Annotated in this window: 26 protein-coding genes and 1 pseudogene; 15 read left to right on the top strand and 12 right to left on the bottom strand. The window is 64.8% G+C overall.

The genetic code is table 11. From position 1 onward, the window contains the following. Position 1: 1 nt before the first annotated feature. On the bottom strand, positions 2-112 hold the full coding sequence (locus ACFQB0_RS05910; RefSeq protein WP_386729690.1) for a LuxR C-terminal-related transcriptional regulator: 111 nt from the start codon (positions 110-112) through the stop codon (positions 2-4). A gap of 19 nt (positions 113-131) precedes the next feature. After that, positions 132-1112, bottom strand: coding sequence for a response regulator (locus ACFQB0_RS05905; protein WP_386728725.1), 981 nt, complete (start codon positions 1110-1112; stop codon positions 132-134). Positions 1113-1349: 237 nt separating this feature from the next. On the opposite strand from ACFQB0_RS05905, the gene ACFQB0_RS05900 reads away from it, so the two are divergent. From ACFQB0_RS05900 to ACFQB0_RS05885, 4 genes and pseudogenes are all read left to right on the top strand, one after another. Next, positions 1350-1613 (top strand): type II toxin-antitoxin system Phd/YefM family antitoxin, encoded by a 264-nt coding sequence (locus ACFQB0_RS05900; RefSeq protein WP_386728722.1) that lies wholly within the window; start codon positions 1350-1352, stop codon positions 1611-1613. After that, a complete protein-coding gene (locus ACFQB0_RS05895) occupies positions 1610-1867 on the top strand; it encodes a type II toxin-antitoxin system RelE family toxin (protein WP_386728721.1) in 258 nt (85 codons plus the stop codon). Before ACFQB0_RS05900 ends, ACFQB0_RS05895 begins: the two co-directional genes overlap by 4 nt. A 137-nt stretch (positions 1868-2004) precedes the next feature. After that, on the top strand, positions 2005-2397 hold the full coding sequence (locus tag ACFQB0_RS05890; protein ID WP_386728718.1) for a hypothetical protein: 393 nt from the start codon (positions 2005-2007) through the stop codon (positions 2395-2397). 18 nt (positions 2398-2415) lie between these two features. Continuing rightward, positions 2416-2574 (top strand): annotated as a pseudogene (locus tag ACFQB0_RS05885) (RES domain-containing protein); the annotation flags it as partial. A gap of 54 nt (positions 2575-2628) precedes the next feature. Here ACFQB0_RS05885 and ACFQB0_RS05880 read toward each other — a convergent pair. After that, positions 2629-3582, bottom strand: coding sequence for an RNA polymerase sigma factor (locus ACFQB0_RS05880; RefSeq protein ID WP_386728716.1), 954 nt, complete (start codon positions 3580-3582; stop codon positions 2629-2631). A gap of 230 nt (positions 3583-3812) precedes the next feature. Here ACFQB0_RS05880 and ACFQB0_RS05875 point away from each other — a divergent pair, with 230 nt between their 5' ends. From ACFQB0_RS05875 to ACFQB0_RS05855, 5 genes are all read left to right on the top strand, one after another. Continuing rightward, positions 3813-4049: a hypothetical protein gene (locus tag ACFQB0_RS05875; RefSeq protein WP_386728714.1), complete on the top strand. Its 237-nt coding sequence runs from the start codon at positions 3813-3815 to the stop codon at positions 4047-4049. A 291-nt stretch (positions 4050-4340) separates the two neighbouring features. Further along, on the top strand, positions 4341-4676 hold the full coding sequence (locus ACFQB0_RS05870; RefSeq protein WP_386728711.1) for a hypothetical protein: 336 nt from the start codon (positions 4341-4343) through the stop codon (positions 4674-4676). After that, positions 4673-5062, top strand: coding sequence for a hypothetical protein (locus tag ACFQB0_RS05865; RefSeq protein ID WP_386728708.1), 390 nt, complete (start codon positions 4673-4675; stop codon positions 5060-5062). The genes ACFQB0_RS05870 and ACFQB0_RS05865 overlap by 4 nt, the downstream gene beginning before the upstream one ends. 391 nt (positions 5063-5453) lie before the next feature. Continuing rightward, complete coding sequence (locus ACFQB0_RS05860) at positions 5454-6188, top strand: DsbA family protein (RefSeq protein WP_386729687.1); 735 nt, start codon at positions 5454-5456, stop codon at positions 6186-6188. Positions 6189-6191: 3 nt separating this feature from the next. Beyond that, positions 6192-7010, top strand: coding sequence for a cytochrome c biogenesis CcdA family protein (locus ACFQB0_RS05855; protein ID WP_386728705.1), 819 nt, complete (start codon positions 6192-6194; stop codon positions 7008-7010). A gap of 166 nt (positions 7011-7176) precedes the next feature. Here the strand turns inward: ACFQB0_RS05855 and ACFQB0_RS05850 are convergent, their stop codons facing one another. Next, positions 7177-9552 (bottom strand): ATP-binding cassette domain-containing protein, encoded by a 2376-nt coding sequence (locus tag ACFQB0_RS05850; protein ID WP_386728702.1) that lies wholly within the window; start codon positions 9550-9552, stop codon positions 7177-7179. A gap of 414 nt (positions 9553-9966) precedes the next feature. Here ACFQB0_RS05850 and ACFQB0_RS05845 point away from each other — a divergent pair, with 414 nt between their 5' ends. Then, entirely contained in the window at positions 9967-10464 is a 498-nt protein-coding gene (locus ACFQB0_RS05845; protein WP_386728700.1) for an amidase family protein, read from the top strand. Positions 10465-10578: 114 nt separating this feature from the next. Continuing rightward, positions 10579-11058, top strand: coding sequence for a hypothetical protein (locus ACFQB0_RS05840; RefSeq protein ID WP_386728698.1), 480 nt, complete (start codon positions 10579-10581; stop codon positions 11056-11058). Positions 11059-11113: 55 nt separating this feature from the next. Here the strand turns inward: ACFQB0_RS05840 and ACFQB0_RS05835 are convergent, their stop codons facing one another. Continuing rightward, complete coding sequence (locus tag ACFQB0_RS05835; RefSeq protein ID WP_386728696.1) at positions 11114-11872, bottom strand: SDR family oxidoreductase; 759 nt, start codon at positions 11870-11872, stop codon at positions 11114-11116. 138 nt (positions 11873-12010) lie between these two features. On the opposite strand from ACFQB0_RS05835, the gene ACFQB0_RS05830 reads away from it, so the two are divergent. The 4 genes from ACFQB0_RS05830 (at position 12011) to ACFQB0_RS05815 (ending at position 14706) form a co-directional block, all read left to right on the top strand. Then, positions 12011-12481: an NfeD family protein gene (locus tag ACFQB0_RS05830; RefSeq protein WP_386728693.1), complete on the top strand. Its 471-nt coding sequence runs from the start codon at positions 12011-12013 to the stop codon at positions 12479-12481. Next, on the top strand, positions 12478-13428 hold the full coding sequence (locus ACFQB0_RS05825; RefSeq protein WP_386728692.1) for an SPFH domain-containing protein: 951 nt from the start codon (positions 12478-12480) through the stop codon (positions 13426-13428). The genes ACFQB0_RS05830 and ACFQB0_RS05825 overlap by 4 nt, the downstream gene beginning before the upstream one ends. Positions 13429-13443: 15 nt before the next feature. After that, a complete protein-coding gene (locus ACFQB0_RS05820; protein ID WP_386728690.1) occupies positions 13444-14211 on the top strand; it encodes a glycerophosphodiester phosphodiesterase family protein in 768 nt (255 codons plus the stop codon). Between the two features lie 129 nt (positions 14212-14340). After that, positions 14341-14706: an RNA polymerase-binding protein RbpA gene (locus ACFQB0_RS05815; protein WP_386728689.1), complete on the top strand. Its 366-nt coding sequence runs from the start codon at positions 14341-14343 to the stop codon at positions 14704-14706. Positions 14707-14769: 63 nt separating this feature from the next. On the opposite strand, the gene lnt is transcribed toward ACFQB0_RS05815, so the two are convergent. The 7 genes from lnt to ACFQB0_RS05780 all read right to left on the bottom strand — a co-directional run bounded on the left by lnt (position 14770) and on the right by ACFQB0_RS05780 (position 22249). Further along, positions 14770-16326 carry an apolipoprotein N-acyltransferase gene (lnt, locus tag ACFQB0_RS05810; RefSeq protein WP_386728686.1) on the bottom strand — a complete coding sequence of 519 codons (1557 nt, stop codon included), beginning with the start codon at positions 16324-16326 and terminating at the stop codon, positions 14770-14772. A 90-nt stretch (positions 16327-16416) separates the two neighbouring features. Beyond that, a complete protein-coding gene (locus tag ACFQB0_RS05805) occupies positions 16417-18855 on the bottom strand; it encodes a DEAD/DEAH box helicase (protein WP_386728685.1) in 2439 nt (812 codons plus the stop codon). 10 nt (positions 18856-18865) lie between these two features. After that, a complete protein-coding gene (tatC, locus tag ACFQB0_RS05800; RefSeq protein ID WP_386728682.1) occupies positions 18866-19618 on the bottom strand; it encodes a twin-arginine translocase subunit TatC in 753 nt (250 codons plus the stop codon). Positions 19619-19665: 47 nt separating this feature from the next. Then, positions 19666-19902: a twin-arginine translocase TatA/TatE family subunit gene (gene tatA, locus ACFQB0_RS05795; RefSeq protein WP_386728679.1), complete on the bottom strand. Its 237-nt coding sequence runs from the start codon at positions 19900-19902 to the stop codon at positions 19666-19668. Next, positions 19895-20236 (bottom strand): hypothetical protein, encoded by a 342-nt coding sequence (locus ACFQB0_RS05790; RefSeq protein ID WP_386728676.1) that lies wholly within the window; start codon positions 20234-20236, stop codon positions 19895-19897. Before ACFQB0_RS05790 ends, tatA begins: the two co-directional genes overlap by 8 nt. Before the next feature lie 4 nt (positions 20237-20240). Next, positions 20241-21233 (bottom strand): helix-turn-helix transcriptional regulator, encoded by a 993-nt coding sequence (locus ACFQB0_RS05785; RefSeq protein WP_386728674.1) that lies wholly within the window; start codon positions 21231-21233, stop codon positions 20241-20243. Continuing rightward, complete coding sequence (locus tag ACFQB0_RS05780; RefSeq protein ID WP_386728672.1) at positions 21230-22249, bottom strand: helix-turn-helix transcriptional regulator; 1020 nt, start codon at positions 22247-22249, stop codon at positions 21230-21232. Before ACFQB0_RS05780 ends, ACFQB0_RS05785 begins: the two co-directional genes overlap by 4 nt. Between the last annotated feature and the right edge of the window lie 48 nt (positions 22250-22297).

The raw sequence follows: 22297 nt of genomic DNA, 5'->3' as shown, positions 1-22297 counted from the left end.
TTCACTTGACGAGGTGGTGGTTGTAGGCGTGGGCGACGAGTTGCGGTCGGGAGGCGAGCTCGAGTTTCGTGAGGATGCTGGAGATATGTGACTTGACGGTCGTTTCGCCGATGTACGCGGATTCGACGATCTCAGCATTTGAGGCCGCGCGCGACGAGGGGATATACCTCGCGTTCTCGTGTCGTCAGCGCGGCGATCGCCTGCTGGTCGGGCTCGTCACGCGGTGCGGGGGTGAGGTCGCGGATGAGCGCGAGGGTAGTAGAGGGCGCGTACACGGAGTTGCCTTCGTGGACGGTGCGGATGGCGGCGAGCAACAGTTCGGGTCGGGCGTCCTTCATGAGGAAGCCGTGGGCGCCGGCGTCGATGGTGTGCGCGACGGCCTCCTGGCGTTGGTGTGTCGTGAGCACGATGACCCGGGAACGGGGTGATGCGACCAGCACTTGGCGGGTGGCGGTGATTCCGTCGGTTTGGGGCATGCGGATGTCCATGAGGATGACGTCCGGGTGTGCCTCAGCAGCGAGATCGACGATCTCGGCGCCGTCGTGTGCGGCGCCGGCGAACTCGAAGTCAGGTTGTGTTGCGGGCGCCAAACCCTCACCCGTCATCCTGATCCCATCCGCTTGCGCGATCACCGCCAACGAGTGCGCCATGACATCGTGCACGTCTTGGGCCAGCCGGTCGCGCTCGGATAATGCGATGAGTTCCTCTTCGGCCGCGGTGAGCTCGCGTTCGAGCCGTTGCGCATGCAGTCTGGCTTCATATGTCCGGCGGGCGGCCCTCATCGCGAGCCCGGCACACCAGGCGCCGACCGCGAGACCGGCCGCCAACAGGGTCGAACCTGGGTCGATGCCCTCAGGAGTTTGGACTGCCCGCTCGGACTCGACCGAGTAGAACACGGGCCAGCCGTCCTGCCCGAGCGCCGGCAACGTCAGCAAGAATGCGACCGCGACCGCGTAGATTGCGGCGACTGGGAGGGAAGCGCGGTGCACCAGAGGGCGACAGAACGCGCTGATGTTGAACACGGCGTAGAGCAAAGGGAGGTATTCCGCCCAGCTCGTATTACTGAACCTCGTGCTTTCAACCAGAAACTGCAGCACGAGGATCGCACCCATCAGGCCCAGAGCAACGCCCGGCCACCGTCGCGATATCCCGAGCACAAGCCCAAACGCGACGAAGGGCACCACCGCGACGACTGGCCCCAGCGAGACCTATGCGGTCATTAGCCATCCTTCCCCTATCTGCAATTTCCGCAGATAGGGGATTTACTTATTGACATAATGTGCATTATCGGCTATTTAGTACATAATGCGCCGATTGCTTTGAAGTGTACGTTTTGATACGCTTAGCGTATGACTCAGGTAGCAATTACGGATGCGCGCGGACGGTTGGCGTCGATCATCGATGAGGCACGGGTCGAGCCGGTTTTTCTTACGCGCCGAAACCGGCCTGTTGCGGCGGTGATCGATTCGGCGCAGTTGGAGCGCCTGTTGGAGGATGCGGAGGAGCTCGCGGACATTCGCGCAGTGGACGCGGCGTGGGAGGAAGCTGAGTGGCTGGATGAGGTGCCAGTGCCCTGGGACGAGGTCAAACGTGATCTCGGCCTCACTCTGTGACCTACCGCATCGACGTGTTGCCGACTGCAGCGCGTGCGATCAGGAACCTTCCACCTGAAGCGCGCGCACGGATCGGCGCAGCGATCGAGCTCTTGGCCGACCAGCCGCGGCCACCGGCGGCCAAGAAACTCACAGGCCGTCCGGAATGGCGGGTGAGGACCGGGGGCTACCGCGTGCTCTATCGGATCCAAGACGAACTGTTGACTGTCGTGGTCGTCCCCGCTGGGCATCGCCGCGAAGCGTCTGACCACTGAGTGCGGGCTGAAGCCCGCGTCGACGGGAATTGCTCGAACGCTCCGTTCTCAACGTTGATAAGCGGGGTGATTTATAGGGCGATTTTGGGTAATCTACCTATGGCGTTTTCACGGTTTGTCGGAGTAATGTCAAAGACATGGCCCCGACAGCAACCCAGAAGCCGACGATGCGCGCGCACGACGACGCGATGCGCTCGACGTTCCCCGAGCTGGTTACCAAGTTGCGAGACATCGTCGGTGTTCGCCTGGTCGCCTACATCGGCAACGTCAAGTCGACGAAGCCGGTGGCGGAGTGGGCTGTCGGTACCCGCAAGCCCGGGGAAGACGACCGAGACCGGCTGCTCGTGGCCTACCAGATCGCAGCACTGCTGCGTGAGCGGAACGAGGCCGTGACGGTGCAGTCCTGGTTCAAGGGGATGAATCCGGCGCTGAACGACGTGTCGCCGGCACGCGTGCTGCACGAGGGCGACCCGAACGAGGTCGGTCCCGAGGTGATGGCGGCCGCCAAGGCGTTCGCGTTCATCGGATGACGGGCCTGGAGGTCATCGACGGCACGAGCCACGTCTGGCGGGTCGGCTTCCGGCCGATTCAACGGGCGCTGGGACGACCAGAGCTCGGAGTTCCGGACGCTCTACACCGGTGAGAGCCTGCTGGCTTGCCTGCTTGAGGTGCTCGCGCACTTCAGGCCGGACCCCCTGGCTGACGCCGCGCTCGACGAGATCGAGGACCCGGAGGGCGAGGTGGATCTCCACCCCGACGCGTCATCCGGGACGGTGGGCTATTGGTGGCTCGAGCAACGGTTCGGCGGCAGCGCTGACCAATCGGGCACTTACTGCTTCGTCACGCACCGGGAGAGCATCTCGGCGATCCAGGCGGGCTTCCCGTTCGCCAGATTCAAGCTGAAGCCCGTGCTGCTGGACGCCTCGGTGCTGAAAGACGCCGACCAGCGCGACTTGACCCGCTCGATCGCACGGTGGATCTTCGACCTCCGTGACGGCGAGCAGAACGACCTGGTCGACGGCATCGAGTTCCGCTCCCGCTTCGGCGACGAGGTCCGTATGTGGGCCGGTTGCAATCGGGAGTTCCTCGATCACACAGAGGTCGATGATCGAGCGCTCCTGCGAAGTCAGGCTGGTCATGGCGTCGTAGACCGCGCGCAATTGCTCGCTTTGATCGGCACGTTCGAGCACCTGGTCCGCATGGTCTGCGTGAAGTTCCGGTTCGGGCAGGGCCGCTAGGAGTCGTCGCCACCGTCGGGTGCTGCGGGTCTGGTTCAGGAGCACGTAGCTCGTGACGCTGAGGAGCCAGGGGAGGCTCGATCCTTCGACGATTCGGACCTTCGCGCGACTGCGCCACGCCTCGAGGAACACCACGGCCACGACGTCTTCGGCGTCGTGCACGCTCTTCAGCTGCGAGTAGGCCTTGCGGAAGACGCGTGTCCGGTAACGGTCGAAGAGGATACCGAATGATCTTTCGGTACCCGTTGTGGCCTCCAGCCAGAGGGAGGCATCAGCTCGTTCGTCGACCACCCGCGAGACCCCCCGTCTGGAACGAACAGAGGCTAACACGAAGGGCCTACCGGGATGACCTTCGTCGCGACGACAGGCGGAGCAGCGCCGCGACGACAGGCGGAGCAGCGCCGCGACGAAATCGGCATCGTGCAGCGCTTTTACGGATAGGAGATTCGTGGGAACCGGAGAAGGTTTGCCGGACATCCCCTTGTAGCGACCTTCTCCCTGGAGGCCGCAGATTCACTTCGCATTGGGGAAGGAATAGAGGATGAGATCACTCAATCCCGAAACCCGCCAGCGCGTCAGGAACAGGCATTCAGCCGCGATCTATCTCCGGCTGCAGGGCAGGGTCCGGGGTGGGGAGCTTCCCGTTCTATGACTGTCACATCGCTACGAATCAGTTCTCGTTCGATATCGACTTCTACTCGGACGGGATGACAAGCAACATCGGCGCAGCTAAGGTCTCCAACTACCGCAACATCGGGTACTGGACGGCAGCGGCCACCGTGAACAGCACTGGGTTTCAGCTCATTCGGTCAGTTCAAAATGGTTCATCAGAAGCTGCGGTGCGGGCGACGCTCTACGTGACGTTCCTGGTCGGATCCGGATCCGGTGTGTACCAGCTGACGTTCCACGTTCGGGACACGACCAAGTGGGATACATCGCCGTGAATTATGTGATACTGACCTCATGCTGCTGATGCACACGCTTCTCATCGTCACGATCGTGGTCGCTGTCATCGCTGTCCCTGTCCTTGTGGTTGTCTTCATCGTCAGGTGGGCAGTGCGGAGATCGCATCGAGGCGCGGATCGTCTGCAGTAAGCACGCGGGATCACGAAGGGCCGGAGAGCTGACGTTTTCCGGCCCTTCTGCTTGCGTGGGCCAATCCGAGGGATGACGAAACGATGCGGGACCTGCGTCGTCGCGCTGGACTGGCGCATCGCGCCGATAATCTGAGCGTCATGGCCAACTTGACCCCTGAGCAGCGCGCAGCGCAGCGCAAGCTCGTCGGTACCCTCAACATCAAGAACGCGATGTGGTTCGAGCCCAACGGCGAGTTCTGCATCTGGCGGGACCAGGTCGCGGAGTCATGGGGTGGCGGTATTCCTGAGCTCAGCGAGGCTTATGACACGCTTCAGATTCCGTACGTCGTCCGGGCCGAGATGAAGATCCTCCGGAAGCGGAGGACCGCCGGCTTCACGATCGTCGTTGCCTGCGACGACCTCCCAGCGCTCACCCGGTGGGTTCCGTCGTTCCAGAAGCAAATCGACGGCGTCCGTGCCGACGTCGACGAATGACGGCGGCCAACGGCCGCATCTGCGCTGCGAGCGGCCTACGCCTCGTCCCAGCGGACGATGAGCTCGGGTTCCACGTCGCCAAGGCACGGTACCTGCAACCGTCAGCACCGTGGCGGACTCCGGATGTGCACCGTCAGGAATGGGGCCGGTTCGATACGCTCGGTCGCACGTACTACCTGGCCGAAACCGCGGAGTGCGCGTACGCCGAAGTGCTTTCTCAGTTCAAGCGGGCCAATGGGGCGACTGACCCGCTCGTGCCTCTCGCGGCCGCCGTCGACCTCACCGTCGACGAGTTGTTGCAGACGATCGCTGTGGAGTGGGGCGAGGAAGACTTCCGCGGTCGGGACCATTCCGCCGAGCTGGCGAGAGAGTCGGCGCCTGTATGAGATCCAGGTAGTCGGTGGTGGATGGCTCGTCGACATTGCGCACCCGGCGTCGATCGCCGCGCTCGAAGCCGCTCATGGTGGCGATGTGTCGCGGTTCCTTGCAAGCCAGGGTATCCCGTCCCTGAACGTGTCGGTTTTGACGAGCGAGAACAGGCACGTGACGACGTTGCTCGCCGAGATTCTGCGTGACACCGAACTCGATGACGGCTCGACTCCTCGGGGCGTGCATTTCGGTAGCAAGCACGGCGGAGCTTGGTGTCGGGCGGTGTGGCTGCCCTCGCCGCCGTTCGTCGCTGCCATCGTCCCGCCTTCGTTGTGCTGGGCCAGCCCTCCCCCGTCGCAGCCAGCACACATCTGGCCACTCGGATGCATCTTGTATGCTACCTGGGTGATGAACCAGGCTCCCTCTCGTGTCAGTACCTTGGAGACGAAGTACCGGAGGTCCAAGATCATCAACGTCGTACTTGCCGCCGTGGTGGTGTTCCTCGCCGTGGTGCTGGTTGCGCAGATGACCGCGGGAACGAGCCCGAGTGCTGTGCCTGCTCCGAGTGAGACCAGCGATCAGATGCTGCAGACGAGTATCGAGCGACGTGATCCGAATGATCCGAAGGCCATCGGCGACGTCGATGCGCCGGTGGTGATGGTGGAGTGGACCGACATGCTCTGCCCGTATTGCGCGGTGTTCAGCCGTGAGACGCTGCCGAACATCGTCGAGGAGTACGTCAAGACTGGGAAGGTGCGCATCGAGGTGCGTGACGTGGCCTTCTTCGGAGCGGAATCCGAGAACGCCGCGGTGGCCGCTCGTGCCGCCGGCAATCAGGGCATGTTCGCCCGGTACCTCAGCGCGGTCTACGGCGCCGCTCCTGAGAGCGGGCACACCGAGTTGTCGCGCGAGGAGCTGATCGGCTTCGCTCAGCAGATCGGCGTGCCCGACATTCACCGATTCACCGCCGATCTGGACGATCCAGAGCTGATGGCCCAGGTGCGCGAAAGCACGACCACCGCCCAGCGCCTCGGTGTCAATAGTGTCCCGTTCTTCGTCGCAGGCGGCACAACCCTGTCTGGCGCACAGCCCATCGAGGTGTTCCGCGACTTCCTGGATGCCGCAATCGGCAAGGCGCAGTAGTCGATGGAACTCGGACTGCTCGGTGCACTCCTGGGCGGGTTGCTGACCTTGCTCAGCCCATGCTCGGTGATGCTGTTACCCGCGTTCTTCTCCTACGCCTTCTCCACACCGAGTGCGCTGCTGACGCGCACCGGCGTGTTCTACCTGGGGCTGATCACCACGCTCGTCCCCCTTGGCGTACTGGCCGGAACTCTGGGAGCGTTCGTCAACCAGTACCGCGCGACGTTCGTCACCGTCGCCGCCGCCGTGGTCATCGTCCTCGGGCTGATCATGCTCGCCAACATCCCTATCCCGCTGCTGACCTCTCATCGGACCTCTGGCGGGACCTCGGTGGCCTCCGTGTATGCGCTGGGCACCGTCTACGGCTTGGCCGGCGTGTGCGCCGGGCCACTGCTCGGCGCCGTCCTGACCTTCGCCGCCGTGGCGGGGAATGCGCTGTATGGCGGGATGATCCTGCTCGTGTTCGCCGCGGGCATGGCACTGCCTTTGCTGCTGCTCAGCCTGCTGTGGGGGCGGCTGCCGTTCGTCCGCAAGCTGGTGCGCCCCCGTGAGGTTCGCATCGGCCGGTGGCGCAACACCTGGACAGGCATCATCAGTGGCGTACTAACCAGCCTTGTCGGCTTGTTCATGTTGCTGAGCAACGGCACGACCAGCCTCGGAGGCCTGCTTGGAGCTTCTCAACAGGTGAAGGTCGAAGGATGGGTGATGGAACATACCCGCTCCGTTCCCGACCTACTCGTCCTGGCTATCGTCGCCGCGCTCGCGATCACCGCATGGCTGCTGGTGCGGCGACGGCGACCGGGGAGCCAGACAACGGAGTAGTGATCGGCACCGATCAGCCGACCATCTGCCTAGACAGTCTTCTCGCCTGCGCGGTGTAGTTCGGTTGCGTCTTGAACGTCGGAGATCCCGACTTGTATGGAGGAATCACGAGAGCGACAGATGACCGGGCACTCGCGCGTGTTCAGCGCGATGACGAGGGCTTCGCTCAGCTACCGACGTAGGCCGCGAGATGCTTGCCCGTGAGGGTGGAGCGGGCCTCGACGAGATCGGCAGGTGTGCCCTCGAAAACGAGTTGTCCGCCGTCGTGGCCGGCACCCGGACCGAGGTCGATGATCCAGTCGGCGTGCGCCATGACCGCTTGGTGGTGTTCGATGACGATGACTGACTTGCCGGAGTCGACGAGCCGGTCGAGGAGGCCCAGCAGGTTCTCGACATCGGCGAGGTGCAGTCCGGTGGTCGGTTCGTCGAGAACGTAGACATCGCCCTTCTCTGCCATCTGAGTGGCCAGCTTGACGCGCTGCCGCTCGCCGCCGGACAGCGTCGTGAGCGGCTGGCCGAGGGTGAGGTATCCGAGCCCGACGTCGACAAGACGGTCGAGGATCTTGTGGGCCGCCGGTGTACGTGCCTCGCCTTCGCTGAAGAACATCTCCGCCTCGGTCATGGACATCGCCAGCACATCGGCAATGTTGCGACCGCCCAACGTGTATTCCAGCACAGACGCCTGGAACCGCTTGCCCTCGCACTCCTCGCAGGTGGACTCGACAGTGGCCATGACGCCCAGTTCGGTGAAGATGACGCCCGCACCGTTGCAGCTGGGACAGGCGCCTTCCGAATTTGAGCTGAAAAGCGCAGGCTTGACGCCGTTGGCCTTCGCGAACGCTTTGCGAATCGGCTCCAGTAGCCCGGTGTACGTCGCAGGGTTGCTGCGGCGCGAACCTTTGATCGCGGCCTGGTCGATGACCACCACACCGTCTCGGCCGGCCACGGAACCGTGAATCAGCGAACTCTTGCCCGAACCCGCCACGCCCGTGATCGCGCAGAGCACGCCGAGCGGAACATCGACGTCGAGGTCGCGGAGGTTGTGCGTCGAGGCCCCTCGAACCTTAAGGATGCCGGCCGGTGTCCGCACGGAGTCCTTGACGGAGGCACGGTCGTCGAGGTGCCGGCCTGTGATGGTGTCGCTACCCCGCAGCCCCTCCACGCCTCCCTCGAAGCAGACGCTGCCACCCTTGGTTCCTGCGCCTGGACCGAGGTCGACCACGTGGTCGGCGATGGCGATGGTCTCGGGTTTGTGCTCGACAACGAGCACTGTGTTGCCTTTGTCCCGCAGTTGTAGCAGCAGTTGGTTCATCTTTTCGATGTCGTGGGGGTGCAGGCCGATGGTCGGCTCGTCGAAGACGTAGGTGATGTCAGTGAGGGATGAGCCGAGGTGGCGGATCATCTTGGTTCGCTGTGCCTCGCCGCCCGACAGCGTGCCTGCTGGACGATCCAGCGAGAGGTAGCCCAGCCCGATCTCGGCGAACGAGTCGAGGAGGTGCCGCAGGCCTGTGAGAAGCGGCGCGACCGACGGCTCGTCGAGGTCCCGGACCCATTCGGCCAAGTCGCTGATCTGCATGTGGCACAGCTCAGCGATGTTCCTGCCCTGGATCTTCGATGATCTGGCCTCCGGGCTGAGCCGTGTGCCGTCGCACTCGGGGCAGGGCTGGAAGGTGATGGCGCGCTCGACGAAAGCCCGCACATGCGGCTGCATCGCGTCGACGTCCTTGGAGAGCATCGACTTCTGGATCTTCGGGATCAAGCCCTCGTAGGTGAGGTTGATGCCCTCGACCTTGATCTTGGTCGGCTCCTTGTAGAGAAGGTCGTCCAGCTCCCTCTTGGTGAACTTCGCGATCGGCTTGTCCATGTCGAAGCCGGCACCGCTGAAGATGCGGCCGTACCAGCCGTCCATGCTGTAGCCGGGGATGGTCAAGGCGCCTTCCCCGAGCGACTTGCTGTCGTCGTAGAGCGCCGTGAGGTCGAAATCGGAGACTGAGCCCATGCCTTCGCAGCGTGGACACATTCCGCCCAGGTAGACCGCGTTCTGCACCACCTTCTTCTCGACCCTGCCGTCTTTCTCGGTGCTCATCACCCCGCTCGCCTTCCGTGTCGGGACGTTGAAGGAGAACGCCGTGGGTGGCCCCATGTACGGTGTGCCGAGCCGGCTGAAGAGAATGCGCAGCATCGCGTTCGCGTCGGTGGCAGTGCCGACCGTGGAACGGGGGTTGGCGCCCATCCGCTCCTGGTCGACGATGATCGCCGTCGTGATTCCTTCGAGCCGGTCGACGTCGGGCCGAGCAAGGTTCGGCATGAAGCCCTGCACGAAGGCGCTGTAGGTCTCATTGATCATCCGCTGCGACTCGGCGGCGATCGTGGCGAACACGAGCGAGCTCTTGCCCGAGCCGGAGACGCCGGTGAACACTGTCAGACGGCGCTTTGGGATCTCGATGCTGACGTCCTTGAGGTTGTTCTCGCGCGCACCTTGCACGCGAATCAAGTCGTGGCTGTCGGCGAGGTGCAGCTCCGGCGACGTGTCCGTCGTCATGACCATGCTCATCGTGTCTCCATCTGAGAAGGGTGGCCGCCTTCGCGGTCTCTGTCGGTGTCGCCCGGTTCGGGCTCGCCGGCTTTGAAAGGCGATACGTCTGATTCTCCTTCGCCGGCGCCGTCGCGGCAATGGAACCGCTGAAGTGTTTCTGCGGGAGCCACCACTCCGCTGGGAGGCCACACCCTACGACACACCCGCTCACTCGGGAGGGCCTGAAAAACGGGGTAAAAACGAGGTAAAGAAGTGGTCCTGCCATCCTTAGCGCCCTGGAAACACGACTGAAACGCCCCGAACATCGTGCCGGTTGTAGTTTGTTGCCGCTGCACAACAATTCAGTGGTTTCCTCATCTACCCGACCCGCACCGACCTTCCGCAGTGTGACCGACACCCCTTCCTCACGAAGCGCACGCGGTGGCATATGCCTCAGATCGCCAGGTCACCGAAGCCGACCTTCAGGTCGTGGCCGACCACCTCGGTGCGACCACGGCATCCGCCGACTGGGCGATTGTAGCCACCGCCGACGCCGACGGGCAGCTCACCATCACCGACCTCACCGGCGTTTCGCAGTGGATGATCTACGACGACGGGTCGTTCGACCTGATCGAGGCATCGACCATCGACAAGCAGGCAGCGATGAACGCCGGGGTCACGACGTCCGTCGCAATCACCCACGCCTACCTCGATTGCATCGACGCCTACGACCACGAGGTCGTCGACCCCGCTGTCGGTGGCCGCGCGCTCAACTCGATCATCAGCGTGAGCGACGTCGCGATCCAGGCAGCAGCCGATGCGGATGCGGTGCGCGCGTCGCAGGGCATGACGAGCATGCTTCTCGGTGTGCCAATCGCGGTGAAGGACAACTATGACACCGTCGACATGCCCACCACGGGATCATCCCTCTCGTGTTGAGCCAGGACACCGGTGGCTCGCTCGCCCGCAGTGTCACGGATGCCGCGGTCGCGCTCGACGCGATCGTCGGCGTCGACCCCCTCGACCCGGTCACCTCGGAGCAGAAAGGCTAAGGTGCCGGAGTCGTACACCGAGTACCTCGACCCGATCGCCCTTCAGGGTGCACGCATCGGCTACGTGCCCTCGATGATCGGCTCCAACACCACCACGGTCCGGTTCTGGGAACAGGCGAAGGCGACCCTCGTGGCTCACGGGGCCACAGTCGTCGAGGTCAACCCGTCGGCCGACTTCTTTCGGGCCCTCGGTGAGAGCAGCGGCTCGACCAATGAGTTCAAACACGACCTGAACGTTTACATCGCCAACCACCTCGCACAGAGCACCAACCTGCGCCTGAGCCCGAACACCGGGATGCCCGCGGTCACGGTGCCGATGGGACAATCGGTGGCTGAAGACGCCACCATCCCGGGCGCTGCCGTCAACCTTGAGTTCCTCGGGCGCGACTACGACGAGGGCACACTGATCGGTCTGAGCTACGCCTTCGAGCAGGCCACCCACGCGCGGACGAGTCCCGCGCTGTACGGTTCGCTCGACTGAGCACCGCGGTGCCCGCCTCGGATGCGTCGCAATCCGGGCGGGCACCGCCAAGCGCTCAGCGGAAGTCGGAGATGTCCCCCACGTATCGCGTGTGGTCGGCCGGAATCGGTTCGACCGCGGCGGCGGCGATCTCGGCGGCGAATTCGCTCACGTTGTAGAGCCTTCCCGCGGAGTCCTTGCGTGCCGAGATCGCACCGGGATTGGCGCGTTCGAGCAGCGTGGCGGTGATGGTGCCCTCGATCATGTCGCCGGAGACGACGACGAACTCGATGCCGGCCTCATCGAGTAGCGGGAGCTTCGCACGTAGCGCGTCCTCCCCCGCGCGCTTGCTGAGCGCGACGGGCTCGTATTCGGGCATGGTCGGCGTGTTGCGGATGAAGTGAGCCTGGTGGCTCGTGACGAACACGATTCGCGACCCTTCGCCCATGGCGTCGATCGCGGTGTCGACGACGTTCACCTGGGCGTCGCGGTTGAGCACCATGGCGTAGTCCTCGGCCATGCCGGACTCCATGCCGCCGGAGGCGTTCAAGACGAGAATGTCGATGTCTCCGAGCTCCGCGGACACCGCATCGACCATTCTGCGGACCGATGCCGGATCGGTCAGATCGGCGCCGACCGTGATCGCCGTCGCACCGTCGGCCCGGATCTCGTCGGCGAGCTTCGCGGCGCGCGCCTCCTTGTTGCGAAAGTTGATGACGACGCTCGCCCCGGCCGCGGCGAAGTAACGCACGGTGTCTGCGCCGATTCCCCGCGACGATCCGGTGACGAGTGCGGTCCTGCCGCTCAGCGAACCCGGTGCGAGTGGATTGGTCACGGATGCTCCTCAATGTGTAGTGTGAATCGCCGACATGTCGGCCTGCGTCTGCGTCTGTCGCACCGAGACTACCAAGATCCCCCGCGACGCCGACGCCAGCTGGTAGCTTCTTATCAAACCGAACGGAAGGAGCGGGTCGTGGACGTCATCTCCTCATACGCGTGGATCGCTTGGATCGTCCTCATCCTGATCTTCGTCACGATCGAGATGCTCACCCTCGAGTTCACTTTCCTGATGATCGCCGTCGGCAGCCTGGGCGGGCTGATCTCCGGTCTGCTGGGCGCTCCATGGTGGTTGCAGATCGTCATCTCGGCGCTCTTCGCCGTGCTTCTTCTGCTGACCATCCGACCGCCACTGCTTCGCGCCCTGAAGAAGGGCGGCGATCCCGCCCGGAGCAACGTCGACGCCCTGCTCGGGATCGACGGTCGAGTCGCGACCTCGATCGGCCCAGCCGGCGGCCAGGTGCGCCTCGCGAACGGCGAGACCTGGACCGCCCGCCTCTCCCCCGTCACCGAGCAACGGGTCGTCGCCGCCGGCGAACGCGTGCTCGTGACCGCAATCGACGGGGCGACGGCCGTCGTCGTTCCTGCTGAAAGGAGCGTCACATGACGGATCCCACCCAGATCGTGGTGCAGATCATCATCTTCGTCATCATCGCGGTCATCGCGATCTTCGTGCTCGTCACGCTTTTTCGAGCCATCCGCATCATTCCGCAGGCTTACGCGGGCGTCGTGGAGCGACTCGGTCGGTACCACAAGACGCTCACACCCGGCCTCAATATCCTGGTGCCGTTTATCGACAAGCTCCGACCGCTCGTCGACATGCGTGAGACCGTCGTCTCGTTCCCGCCGCAGCCGGTCATCACCGAGGACAATCTCGTCGTCTCGATCGACACGGTCGTCTACTTCCAGGTGACAGATGCCCGTGCCGCGACCTACGAGATCGCGAACTACCTCGGTGCCGTGGAACAGCTCACAACCACGACGCTGCGCAACGTCGTCGGCGGCCTGAACCTCGAAGAGGCGCTCACGAGCCGCGACAACATCAACGGCCAGCTGCGCATCGTGCTCGACGAAGCAACCGGAAAGTGGGGCATCCGTGTCTCCCGGGTCGAGCTCAAAGCCATCGATCCGCCCCACTCGATCCAGGACTCGATGGAGAAGCAGATGCGTGCCGAGCGTGATCGCCGCGCACTCATCCTCACTGCCGAGGGAACGAAGCAATCCGCCATTCTCACGGCGGAGGGAGCGCGTCAGGCCGCGATCCTCAGCGCCGAGGGCGACGCCAAGGCGGCCGTTCTGCGCGCGCAAGGCGAGGCCGAGGCCATCATGACCGTCTTCAAGGCGATCCACGAAGGGGATCCCGATCCGAAGCTGCTCGCCTACCAGTATCTGCAGACGCTGCCCAAGCTTGCCGAAGGGCAGGCGAACAAGCTCTGGATCGTCCCGAGCGAGTTGACCGAGGCGCTCAAAGGCATCGGCAGGGCGTTCGGTCAAAGTGCGCCCGGCCAGCCGGGAACGCCGGCCGCCGGGGATCTGCAGGACCGCCAGACCTAGAGACGCTGCGACGCGATGTCTTCTCGGCGAGGCGGCACTTATCTGGACACCCCGTGGCCGCGGGTCCTCGCGCATCGGGGACTCGCGATCGAGGCGCCCGAGAACACGCTCCTCGCCTTCTTGAAGGCGCTCTCCACGGGGGCGACGCATGTCGAGACGGATGTTCATGCCACGCTCGACGGGATCGCAGTGATCAGCCACGATCGCGACCTGTCGCGGCTCGTGGGCCGCGACATCCGCGTCGATCAATTGACCCTCGCCGAACTCAAGCGCATCGACCTCGGGCACGGGCAGTCGTTCGCCTCCCTCGCCGAAGCACTCGACGCCTTTCCCGAGACGCGTTTCAATATCGATGTGAAAAGCGATGACGCGATCGAGGCGACGGCACTCGCGGTGCGGCATGCCGGAGCCGTCGCCCGTGTTCTCGTCACCTCGTTCTCCGAATCCCGTCGGCAACGCACGGTCGCGCTGCTTCCCGGTGTGGCCAGTTCGGCGTCCGCCCCCAGGTTTGCGTTGGCTCTCCTCGCGGCGAGGCTCGGCATGAGCGATAGCGTGCGCCGCGCCCTGGACGGCCTCGTCGCCGTGCAGATTCCCGAGCATGCCGCCGGGCTGCGCATCGTCACGCCTCGACTCCTTCGCGCCGTGCACCGTGCCGGGCTCGAGGTGCACGTCTGGACGGTCAACGAGCCGGCCGATATGACGAGGCTGCTCGATCTCGGCGTGGATGGACTCGTGACCGATCGCTGCGATGTCGCGGTATCGCTTGTGGGCAGCCGCGGCTGAGTCGGCGGCGGCGGATCCACGGACCGAACAGGGAGACTGGGAGTTGTCTGGCAATCCTCGGATTACAGAAAGATAACGTCCAGCTTGACGGTTTATAACTGAGCATGCATCGCGAGAGGAGACCACACAATGGCAGATCGTAGTTTGCGTGGAATGAGACTGGGCGCCCAGAGCCTACAGAGCGAAGAGGGCGTCAGCTTTTCTCCGCGCGCCAATCACACATATCTGTGTGCCGCGTGCGGCCGTGAGACGGTGATGACCTTCGCCGCGGACGCGGAGGCGCCTGACGCCTGGGAGTGCAAGTACTGCGGCCATGAGGCTACCCTGCTCGTCGACTCGAAGCCGGTCGTGATCGACCACTCCGAGGAGAAGGTCGCCCGTACCCATTGGGACATGCTGCTCGAACGACGCACGCGCGCCGAGCTCGAGGATCTGCTGCAGGAGCGGTTGAGCCATTTGCGTGCTCGCCGCGGCGAGCACAAGATCGGCGCATAGAGGCCTCCTCCCTCTGGATTTTGGCCTTCGGGTCTAGACAGATCACGTCTACGCGTATCGGGCTTAGTCGCGCCACCACCTCCTCCGTGCGGCGGTGAGGTAGGCGAGCAGGAGTCCGGCGAGTCCGACGCCGGATACGAGCCATTCGATGCCGCGCCCGACTGCGATGGCCGGGGTGACCGTGTTGCTCAGGGGAACGGTCTGCACCATCGCGCCGGAGGTGAACGTTGGGAGACTGTCGATCGTGCTGCCGTCGGGCGCGACGATCGCGCTCGTGCCGACTGTGGAGATGTTGACGACGGTGCGACCGGCTTCGATCGCCCGCATACGCGCTATCGCCAGTTGCTGGACGCTCTCGTCGGTCTGATTGTCCGCGCGGCCGAAGTCGGCGTTGTTGGTCTGGGCGAGGATGATCTCGGCATCGTTGGAGATCATCTCCTTGATCAATTGGTCGTCCGCGATGTCGAAACAGATCGCGACCCCCGCGATGACGCCATCGATGTCGAAGACGTTGTTCTGCGTCCCACTCGTGTAATCGCGGCTGATCAGGTCGATGAGGCTCGGCGCGAACGGGCGCCAGAACGCCCGGTCGGGCATGTACTCCGCGAACGGAACCGGATGCACCTTGTCGTAGATGTCGACGGCCCCCACCCCCGCCTTCCAGAGCAGCGAGGTGTTGTAGTACTTCTCGTCACGGTGGGTGATCGTGCCGGTCACGAGGGGCGTCCCCATCTGTCGACTGATGTAGTCGAGAACTTTTGCGGCCTGCGGAGCCCGCAGCGGATCGATGTCCGCGCTGTTCTCGGGCCAGACCACCATGTCGACGTCCTCTCCGACGAGGGGCAGCGTCGCGGAGACATGATCCTGCAGGATCTCACCCGGTGAATAGTCGGCGAAGAGCCCGGCATCCGCATTGCCTTGAACAGCGGCGAGCCGGGTGGTTCCCGATTGGATCGTCGGCCAGGCGGGAAATGCCAGCAGCAGCGCTACCGCAGCCATGGCGATGCCGCCGCGCCAGGAGACGGAGAAGGCCCGCTCGCGCACGAGCTGCACCCCGAGCGCGGCCAGCCAGGCCAGAAGGAAGCCCAGGCCGGATACGCCGACCCAAGCCACGAGCGGCCCGAAGGGGCTTTCCGACTGCGAGATGGCCAGCCGACCCCAGGCGAAACCTCCATACGGCCACACCGCGGTGAAGGCTTCTCGCGCGGTCCAGAGGCCGGCGACGACGATCGGCACCATGCCGAGCCGTCCGAGACGCGTCGGCCAGGTGCGTGGGCCCCACGTGAGCACAACCGTGATGAGGGATGCGCCGATCGCGAAGAAGATCGCCTGGAGGCAAGCAAGGGCGAGCCAGGGAACCGGTCCGAGATAGAGCGTGAGCCAGGAGATGTGCACGCTCCAGAAGCTCAGTCCCGTGACCAGGCCCAGGAGCATGCCTGTCCACGGTCCGCGCCCGACGAGTGCCGAGAGGAATAGCGCGACGGCGATCGGGGCCAGCACCCACCAGCCGCGGTCGGGGAACGCCCCGTCGAGCATGGCTCCCGCACCGGCGGCGAGGAGCAGCGCCACCCAGAACGGCATCGTCGCTGCGCTGCGCTGGAGCGGGCTGGCCGGGTTCACCAGATCAGCCTATGCGAGTAATACCGGGGTTCTCTGCATGCGGCGGTCCGAGCGCCGCAACGAGCAGCGACCGTGTCAGGACGGCCGTCGTCAGGCGACCGAGGAGTAGGCGACGATACCGCGGCGGATCGCATCCATTGCCTGACGAGCCGTGCGTCCCAGCGGGTTGTCGGCGACGAGCGACAGCTGGTCGAGCAGATCGATCGTCTGCTTCGTCCAGCGCACGAAATCGCCCGCGGCCATGTCGGCGTCTGAGAGCACCTCGCCGAGAGCCGCCCCGCGAGCCCACTTCCACATCGCGAGGCAGAGTCCGGTGGCGAGTGGCTCGCTCCCCGGCAGCTTGTTGTCGCGCTCCAGATCGTCGAGAACGCTCCAGAGCTCTTGCGTCCGCTCGAGCGCAGGACGGAATGCCCCGCGGGGCAGATACCGGTCCGAAGTGACTCCTTCGTCGCGACGTGGCTCGTAGACGAGGGCGCATGCCATGGCGGCGATCCCCGGCGGTTCGAGCTCCTTCCAGATTCCACGGCGCAGAGATTCGGCGACGAGGAGGTCGCGCTCGCCGTAGATACGGCGCAGCACCCTTCCACTGCGGCTCGCCCCGACCCGGCCATGAGCGTCCTGTTCGAGATAGCCGAAGCCGAGCAGCACGTCGGTGACTCGGTCGAAGACTCGGGCTATGGCGCCCGTGCGGGTTTGGATCTGCTGGCTCAGCGCGTCCGTCTGTTTCTTCAGCCGCCACCAGCGTTCCGCCCAGCGCGCATGCTGTTCACGTTCCGGGCAGCCGTGGCAGGGATGCGAGCGCAGGCGTGAACGAAGCGCGCCGAGCTCGCGCTGCCGTTTCTCGCGTACCGCGCGTGACTGCTGCTCGTTCTTCGCTCCCTGCTTCTCGAGCGCGTTCAACGAGCGGCGGATGGCGGCGTATTCGGTGAAGTCGCCCAGATGGCACCGCATGGACTTCTCGTAGCCGGCCAGCGACTCCACCTGCTGGCGTACGGTGCGCGCAAGGTCGACGACGGCCCTGTCGGCCTGGAACTGCGCAAACGACGACTCGAGGATCTCACGCGTGCGCTCCCGACCGAACTGCTCGATGAGGTTGACCGCCATGTTGTAGGTGGGCCGGAAACTCGAGTTGAGCGGGTAGCTGCGTCGTGAAGCGAGGGATGCCACGGCCTGCGGGTCGAGCCCGTCCTGCCACTGGATGACCGAATGGCCCTCAACGTCGATGCCGCGACGTCCTGCGCGACCGGTGAGCTGCGTGTACTCCCCCGGGGTGATCGGCACGCGTGCCTCGCCATTGAACTTTTCGAGCTTCTCGAGCACGACGGTGCGTGCCGGCATGTTGATGCCGAGCGCGAGCGTCTCCGTGGCGAAGACCGCCTTTACGAGCTTCTTCTGGAAGAGCTCCTCGACGACCTCCTTGAAGGCGGGGAGCATGCCGGCGTGGTGTGCGGCCACTCCGCGTTCCAGGCCTTCGAGCCATTCCCAGTAGCCGAGCACCGCGAGATCCTCGTCGAGCAGCGTGCGGCATCGCTCCTCGACGATCCGCCGGATCTCGTCGCGTTCATGCGCCTGCGTCAATCGCACCCCATCGCGCAACACCTGTCGCACCGCCTGATCGCAGCCGATCCGGCTGAACACGAAGAAGATCGCCGGGAGCAGATTCTTGCCTTCGAGCAGGGCGATGATCTCCGAGCGGTGCATCCGCCCGGCATTGGCTGTCGGGCGGTGGTAGCGGCCCCGATCGCCGCCGCGCCGTCCGGAGAGCGAACGGACCTGGATCGAGCGCCCACCGGCCTGGGCGAGCCGCATGAGCTCCGGGTTGACACGGGTCGTCGCGGCGAGTCCGGACGAGTCGAAGAGATCAAGCATCTTGCTGCGCACGAGCACATGCTGTTCGAGCGGCACGGGGCGCTCCTCGGAGACGATGACGTCGGTCTCGCCTCGCACCGCCTGCAGCCAATCGCCGAACTCCTCCGCGTTGGAGACGGTCGCGCTGAGCGAGACGAGCCGCACCTCTGACGGGAGGTGGATGATGACCTCCTCCCACACGGCGCCACGGAACCGATCGGCGAGATAGTGCACTTCGTCCATGACGACGTAGGCCAGATCCGAGAGCAGCTCGGAGTCGGCGTAGAGCATGTTCCTGAGCACCTCGGTCGTCATGACCACGATGCGCGCGCCCGAGTTGATATTGGTGTCACCGGTGAGCAGGCCGACATCGTCCGGACCGTACTCGGCGACGAACTCCTGGAACTTTTGGTTGCTGAGCGCCTTCATCGGCGCCGTGTAGAAGACCTTCGCGGAGACCTCCTGCATCGCCAAGAACACGGCGAACTCGGCGACGATCGTCTTGCCTGCACCCGTCGGTGCTGCCACGAGAACGCTACGGCCCCCCTCGAGGGAACCGCAGGCGGCACGCTGAAAGGGGTCGAGGTCGAAACGCAGGCCGTCACGGAACGCCTCGAGCTTCGGCTGAGCTCGACCGGCCCGGGATGCCGCATAACGCTCAGCCGGCGAGAGTGTGTTCACGCCCCCAAGCCTAGACAGCGAGTTCGGCCTCGAGCTCGCTATTCCTTTTCGCCACGCGCCTGTCATGCAGGAAGGCGATCGCCCACGCGGCGAAATAGAGCAGAACCATCGGAATGGCGAGGAGGAACATCGAGATCACGTCGGCCGCCGGCGTCGCGATCGCGGTGAAGAGGCAGATCACGAGGATGGCGACCCGCCAGGACTTGATGATCGACTGGGCGCTGACGACCCCGGCGAAGTTGAGCAGCACGACGAAGACCGGCAGCACGAACGCGATGCCGATCGCAAGCACGAGCTTGAGAACGAAATCGAGGTAGAAGCTCGCATCGATGTAGGCGGCGTCCTCCGGCGGCGCGAACCCCGTCATGAGCTCGACCACGTGCGGAAGCACGTACCAGCCGGCGGCGCAGCCGAGCAGGAAGAGCGGAACAGCGGTGAAGAAGAACCCGAAGGTGTACTGTTTCTCTTTGCGAGTGAGCCCCGGCGTGAGGAAGGCGAAGACCTGGTACAGCCATACCGGGCTCGAGACGACGACCCCGACATAGAAGGCGATCTTGAGTTTCAGGTCGAAGGCGCCCGTGATGTTGGGGTAGTTGATCTCGGCGTTGCGATTCTGCGCTTCGGCGATGACGAGCACCGGCTCACGCAGGGCATCCCACACATAGCCGGAGAGAAGCCAGCCGATGACGGCACCGACAACAATTCCGGCGGCAGCGAGAAAGAGCCTCTTGCGGAGTTCCAGCAGGTGCTGGCCGAGCGACATTCTTCCTTCGCGGTTCGTACGCCGTTTCTCGCGCACAGCCACGGATACTACGACTTGGTCGTGGATTCGGTGGAGCCTGTGGTCTTCGGGACCTCGGCGGCAGGAGCGGAACCGCCGGCTTCAGCCGCGGGATCCGTGGGGTCGTCGCTCTTGACCTCGTTTCTCAGGATCTTCATCGACTGACCGAGGCTACGAGCGAGTGCCGGAAGTTTCGGAGCGCCGAAAAGAAGCAGAATCACCACGAGGATGATCAGGAAGTGCCATCCGGTGAGGTTGTTAAGCATGAGGCGGTGTCCAATTCTGGGCGGAGTGTTGCAACAGTTTACCTCGCTTTATCGCAGCATCCCTACGGGCTTGCCGACGACGTGCCCGCTCGGCACCGTGCCTGTCGACAGCGAAGGCGAGCTGTTCTCGATCGCCGAACACATCGGACGGGCGCCTCTTCAGGGCAACGGCGTCGAGATTCGCGTCGAGTCGATCGAGCTGGTCTCCGAGCGACTCGAGTTCCGCCAACGCGGCGAGGCTCTTGCGCCCGAGTACGAACGCGAACCAGACGAGCATCGCGACGAGCACGATCACGAGCCCACCCCAGACGAGGATCCACGACCACCACGGCATACTGTCAGCCCCGCTCTGCCGTCGGAGAATCGTCGTAGCGCGCGGAGCCGGCAGCGGCCCAGTCCGCGACGATCCGACGCGCTTCTTCTGGCCCGAGCACCGTGACGATGCCGGGAAGCCCGGCGACGAGCCGTTTCAGCCCGTGGTAATGCGCGACACGCAAGCTCGTGCGCACGCGACCACCGGCCCTCGTCGCGGTCGCACCGTCGGGGACGTAGTCGGCGAGCAGCGGCAGGGCCTCAGACGGCAACTCGATCAGCACGGTCAGGTCGTCGGCGGAGCCCTCGAAGAGGGTTTCCGGCAGCGTGACATCGGCCGGACGGTAGCTGATGGCTTCATCTGTGGCCTCGAGCTCGCTCATCCGGTCGAGTCGAAAGGTGCGTACGGCCTCGCGCAGATGGCACCAGCCGCGCAGATACCAGTCCTGGTCGACGGACTCGATGCGCAAGGGGTCGACCCGGCGGCGTTCGTGTTCTCCGCGCGAATTGAGGTAGTCGAACTCGATCTGCTTCTCGCCGGCGACGGCCGTGCGGATGGTCCCGAGCACCTCGTCGGTCGCGGCGCCGGCGACGGCGAGCTGGCTGGGCGTCGCGGAGGCGCCGCGGGTGAGCTTGGCCATGAGCGAGCTGACGGTGTCTCGGTCGGCGTTCTCGGGCAGCGACGATAGATATTGCAACCCGGCGATGAGGGCGGCCGCCTCGCGTGCCGAGAATCGCGGAGAATCGTCGATGGCGACCTGATGCGTGAGCACGATCCGATCGTGCTCTTCGAACTCGTCCCATACGATGTCGAAAAGATCTCCGTGCTGGTATTGCCGGGTCTCGCCGGGGATGCCCGAGACGGCGATGAGGCGGACGGCCGAGCGGATCTGATCCTCGGTCACACCGAAGTGCTCAGCCGCCTCGCCGACGCTCACCCGATCGTGGTCCATCAGGTAGGGCACGAGAGCCAGCAGGAAGGCGAGCTTGTCCTGGGCGTGAAGGGGTTGCGGTCTCATGCTGCTCCCCCTTCGACTCCGCGGTGAGCCGCGAACACTTGCTGCAGCCGGGCGCGCACCGCCGCGCGGAGGGAATCCGGCGAGAGCACCCGCACCTCCGGTCCGTAGCTCGTGAGCTCGTCGGCCAGGATGTTGGCATCCGAGTAGTTGAACGTCAGCCGCTCGTTGCTCGCAGACCCGGTTCCATAGCGCCTGTTCAGCCGCACCGCGGCGTCGCTACCCGCCCGGATCTCGATCTCGGCGAGGTTCGACCGCCACACCGCCTCGAGCTCGCTCAGCGCGCGTTCGGCCTGCCCGGGTTCTGGTGGATCGAAACTGCCGCCGACGACCGTCACGACGTCGTCGACGATGCGCGAGAGCAGGAAGGTACGACTCGCCCGGGCATCCTGGTCAATCGCGTAGAGGTGCCATCGACCCTCATGCAACACCACCGCGTGCGGGGCGACGGTTCTCAGACGCGGGGCGCTCTCGCCCGGCTTGAGATAGTGGAAACGCACGATCTGATGTCGGTCGAGCGCTTGACTGAGCGGCTCGAAGGCACTCTCGCGCACACGCAGGCGGGGGGCGTAGCCGATGATGGGCTCGTTCGACTCGACGCCGAGGGAGCGAAGCTTCGTCAGCGCTCGGCGGGACTCGGCCGACAGTGAGCCCTCCCGCCACACGGCAGCGGCGAGGCCGAGCAGGGTGACCTCCTCGGGCGAGAAGACGATGTCGGGCGGAAGATCGTAGAGACCCTTGGGAATCAGGTAGCGCAGTGACTGGTTGTCTCCGGGACGGTCGGGTGCGTCGATGGTCTCGAGCGGGATGCCGAGCTCGCGGATGTCGTCCTTGTCTCTCTCGAACTGTCGCTCGAGACTCTGGTTGCTCCCCGCGCGTTTGTAGCGCTGCCGATAGCCCTGCACGGTCGAGAGGATCTCCGCCTTGCTGAGACCGTTCTCGCTCGCGAGGAGGGCGAGGACGAGGCTGAAGAGACGTTCCTCGACCGAGACACGGCTGGGCTGGGGGGTGGACGGCACGATTGCGATTGTACCGGGCGTCCCCACGCTCGAGGCTCCACGCCGAAG

The organism is Luethyella okanaganae, from assembly GCF_042660285.1.
GTDB classification, from domain to species: domain Bacteria; phylum Actinomycetota; class Actinomycetes; order Actinomycetales; family Microbacteriaceae; genus Luethyella; species Luethyella okanaganae.
Note: the sequence above shows the minus strand (reverse complement) of the source record. Positions and strands in the feature narration are given on the sequence as shown.

Coding starts and splice junctions, on each gene's coding strand:
- ACFQB0_RS05905 (WP_386728725.1), bottom strand. CDS start 1,112: ATGGGTGCGATCCTCGTGCTGCAGTTTCTGGTTGAAAGCACGAGGTTC.
- ACFQB0_RS05900 (WP_386728722.1), top strand. CDS start 1,350: ATGACTCAGGTAGCAATTACGGATGCGCGCGGACGGTTGGCGTCGATC.
- ACFQB0_RS05890 (WP_386728718.1), top strand. CDS start 2,005: ATGGCCCCGACAGCAACCCAGAAGCCGACGATGCGCGCGCACGACGAC.
- ACFQB0_RS05880 (WP_386728716.1), bottom strand. CDS start 3,582: ATGTCCGGCAAACCTTCTCCGGTTCCCACGAATCTCCTATCCGTAAAA.
- ACFQB0_RS05875 (WP_386728714.1), top strand. CDS start 3,813: ATGACAAGCAACATCGGCGCAGCTAAGGTCTCCAACTACCGCAACATC.
- ACFQB0_RS05870 (WP_386728711.1), top strand. CDS start 4,341: ATGGCCAACTTGACCCCTGAGCAGCGCGCAGCGCAGCGCAAGCTCGTC.
- ACFQB0_RS05865 (WP_386728708.1), top strand. CDS start 4,673: ATGACGGCGGCCAACGGCCGCATCTGCGCTGCGAGCGGCCTACGCCTC.
- ACFQB0_RS05860 (WP_386729687.1), top strand. CDS start 5,454: ATGAACCAGGCTCCCTCTCGTGTCAGTACCTTGGAGACGAAGTACCGG.
- ACFQB0_RS05855 (WP_386728705.1), top strand. CDS start 6,192: ATGGAACTCGGACTGCTCGGTGCACTCCTGGGCGGGTTGCTGACCTTG.
- ACFQB0_RS05850 (WP_386728702.1), bottom strand. CDS start 9,552: ATGACGACGGACACGTCGCCGGAGCTGCACCTCGCCGACAGCCACGAC.
- ACFQB0_RS05825 (WP_386728692.1), top strand. CDS start 12,478: ATGACGGATCCCACCCAGATCGTGGTGCAGATCATCATCTTCGTCATC.
- ACFQB0_RS05820 (WP_386728690.1), top strand. CDS start 13,444: ATGTCTTCTCGGCGAGGCGGCACTTATCTGGACACCCCGTGGCCGCGG.
- ACFQB0_RS05815 (WP_386728689.1), top strand. CDS start 14,341: ATGGCAGATCGTAGTTTGCGTGGAATGAGACTGGGCGCCCAGAGCCTA.
- tatC (WP_386728682.1), bottom strand. CDS start 19,618: ATGTCGCTCGGCCAGCACCTGCTGGAACTCCGCAAGAGGCTCTTTCTC.
- tatA (WP_386728679.1), bottom strand. CDS start 19,902: ATGCTTAACAACCTCACCGGATGGCACTTCCTGATCATCCTCGTGGTG.
- ACFQB0_RS05790 (WP_386728676.1), bottom strand. CDS start 20,236: ATGCCGTGGTGGTCGTGGATCCTCGTCTGGGGTGGGCTCGTGATCGTG.
- ACFQB0_RS05785 (WP_386728674.1), bottom strand. CDS start 21,233: ATGAGACCGCAACCCCTTCACGCCCAGGACAAGCTCGCCTTCCTGCTG.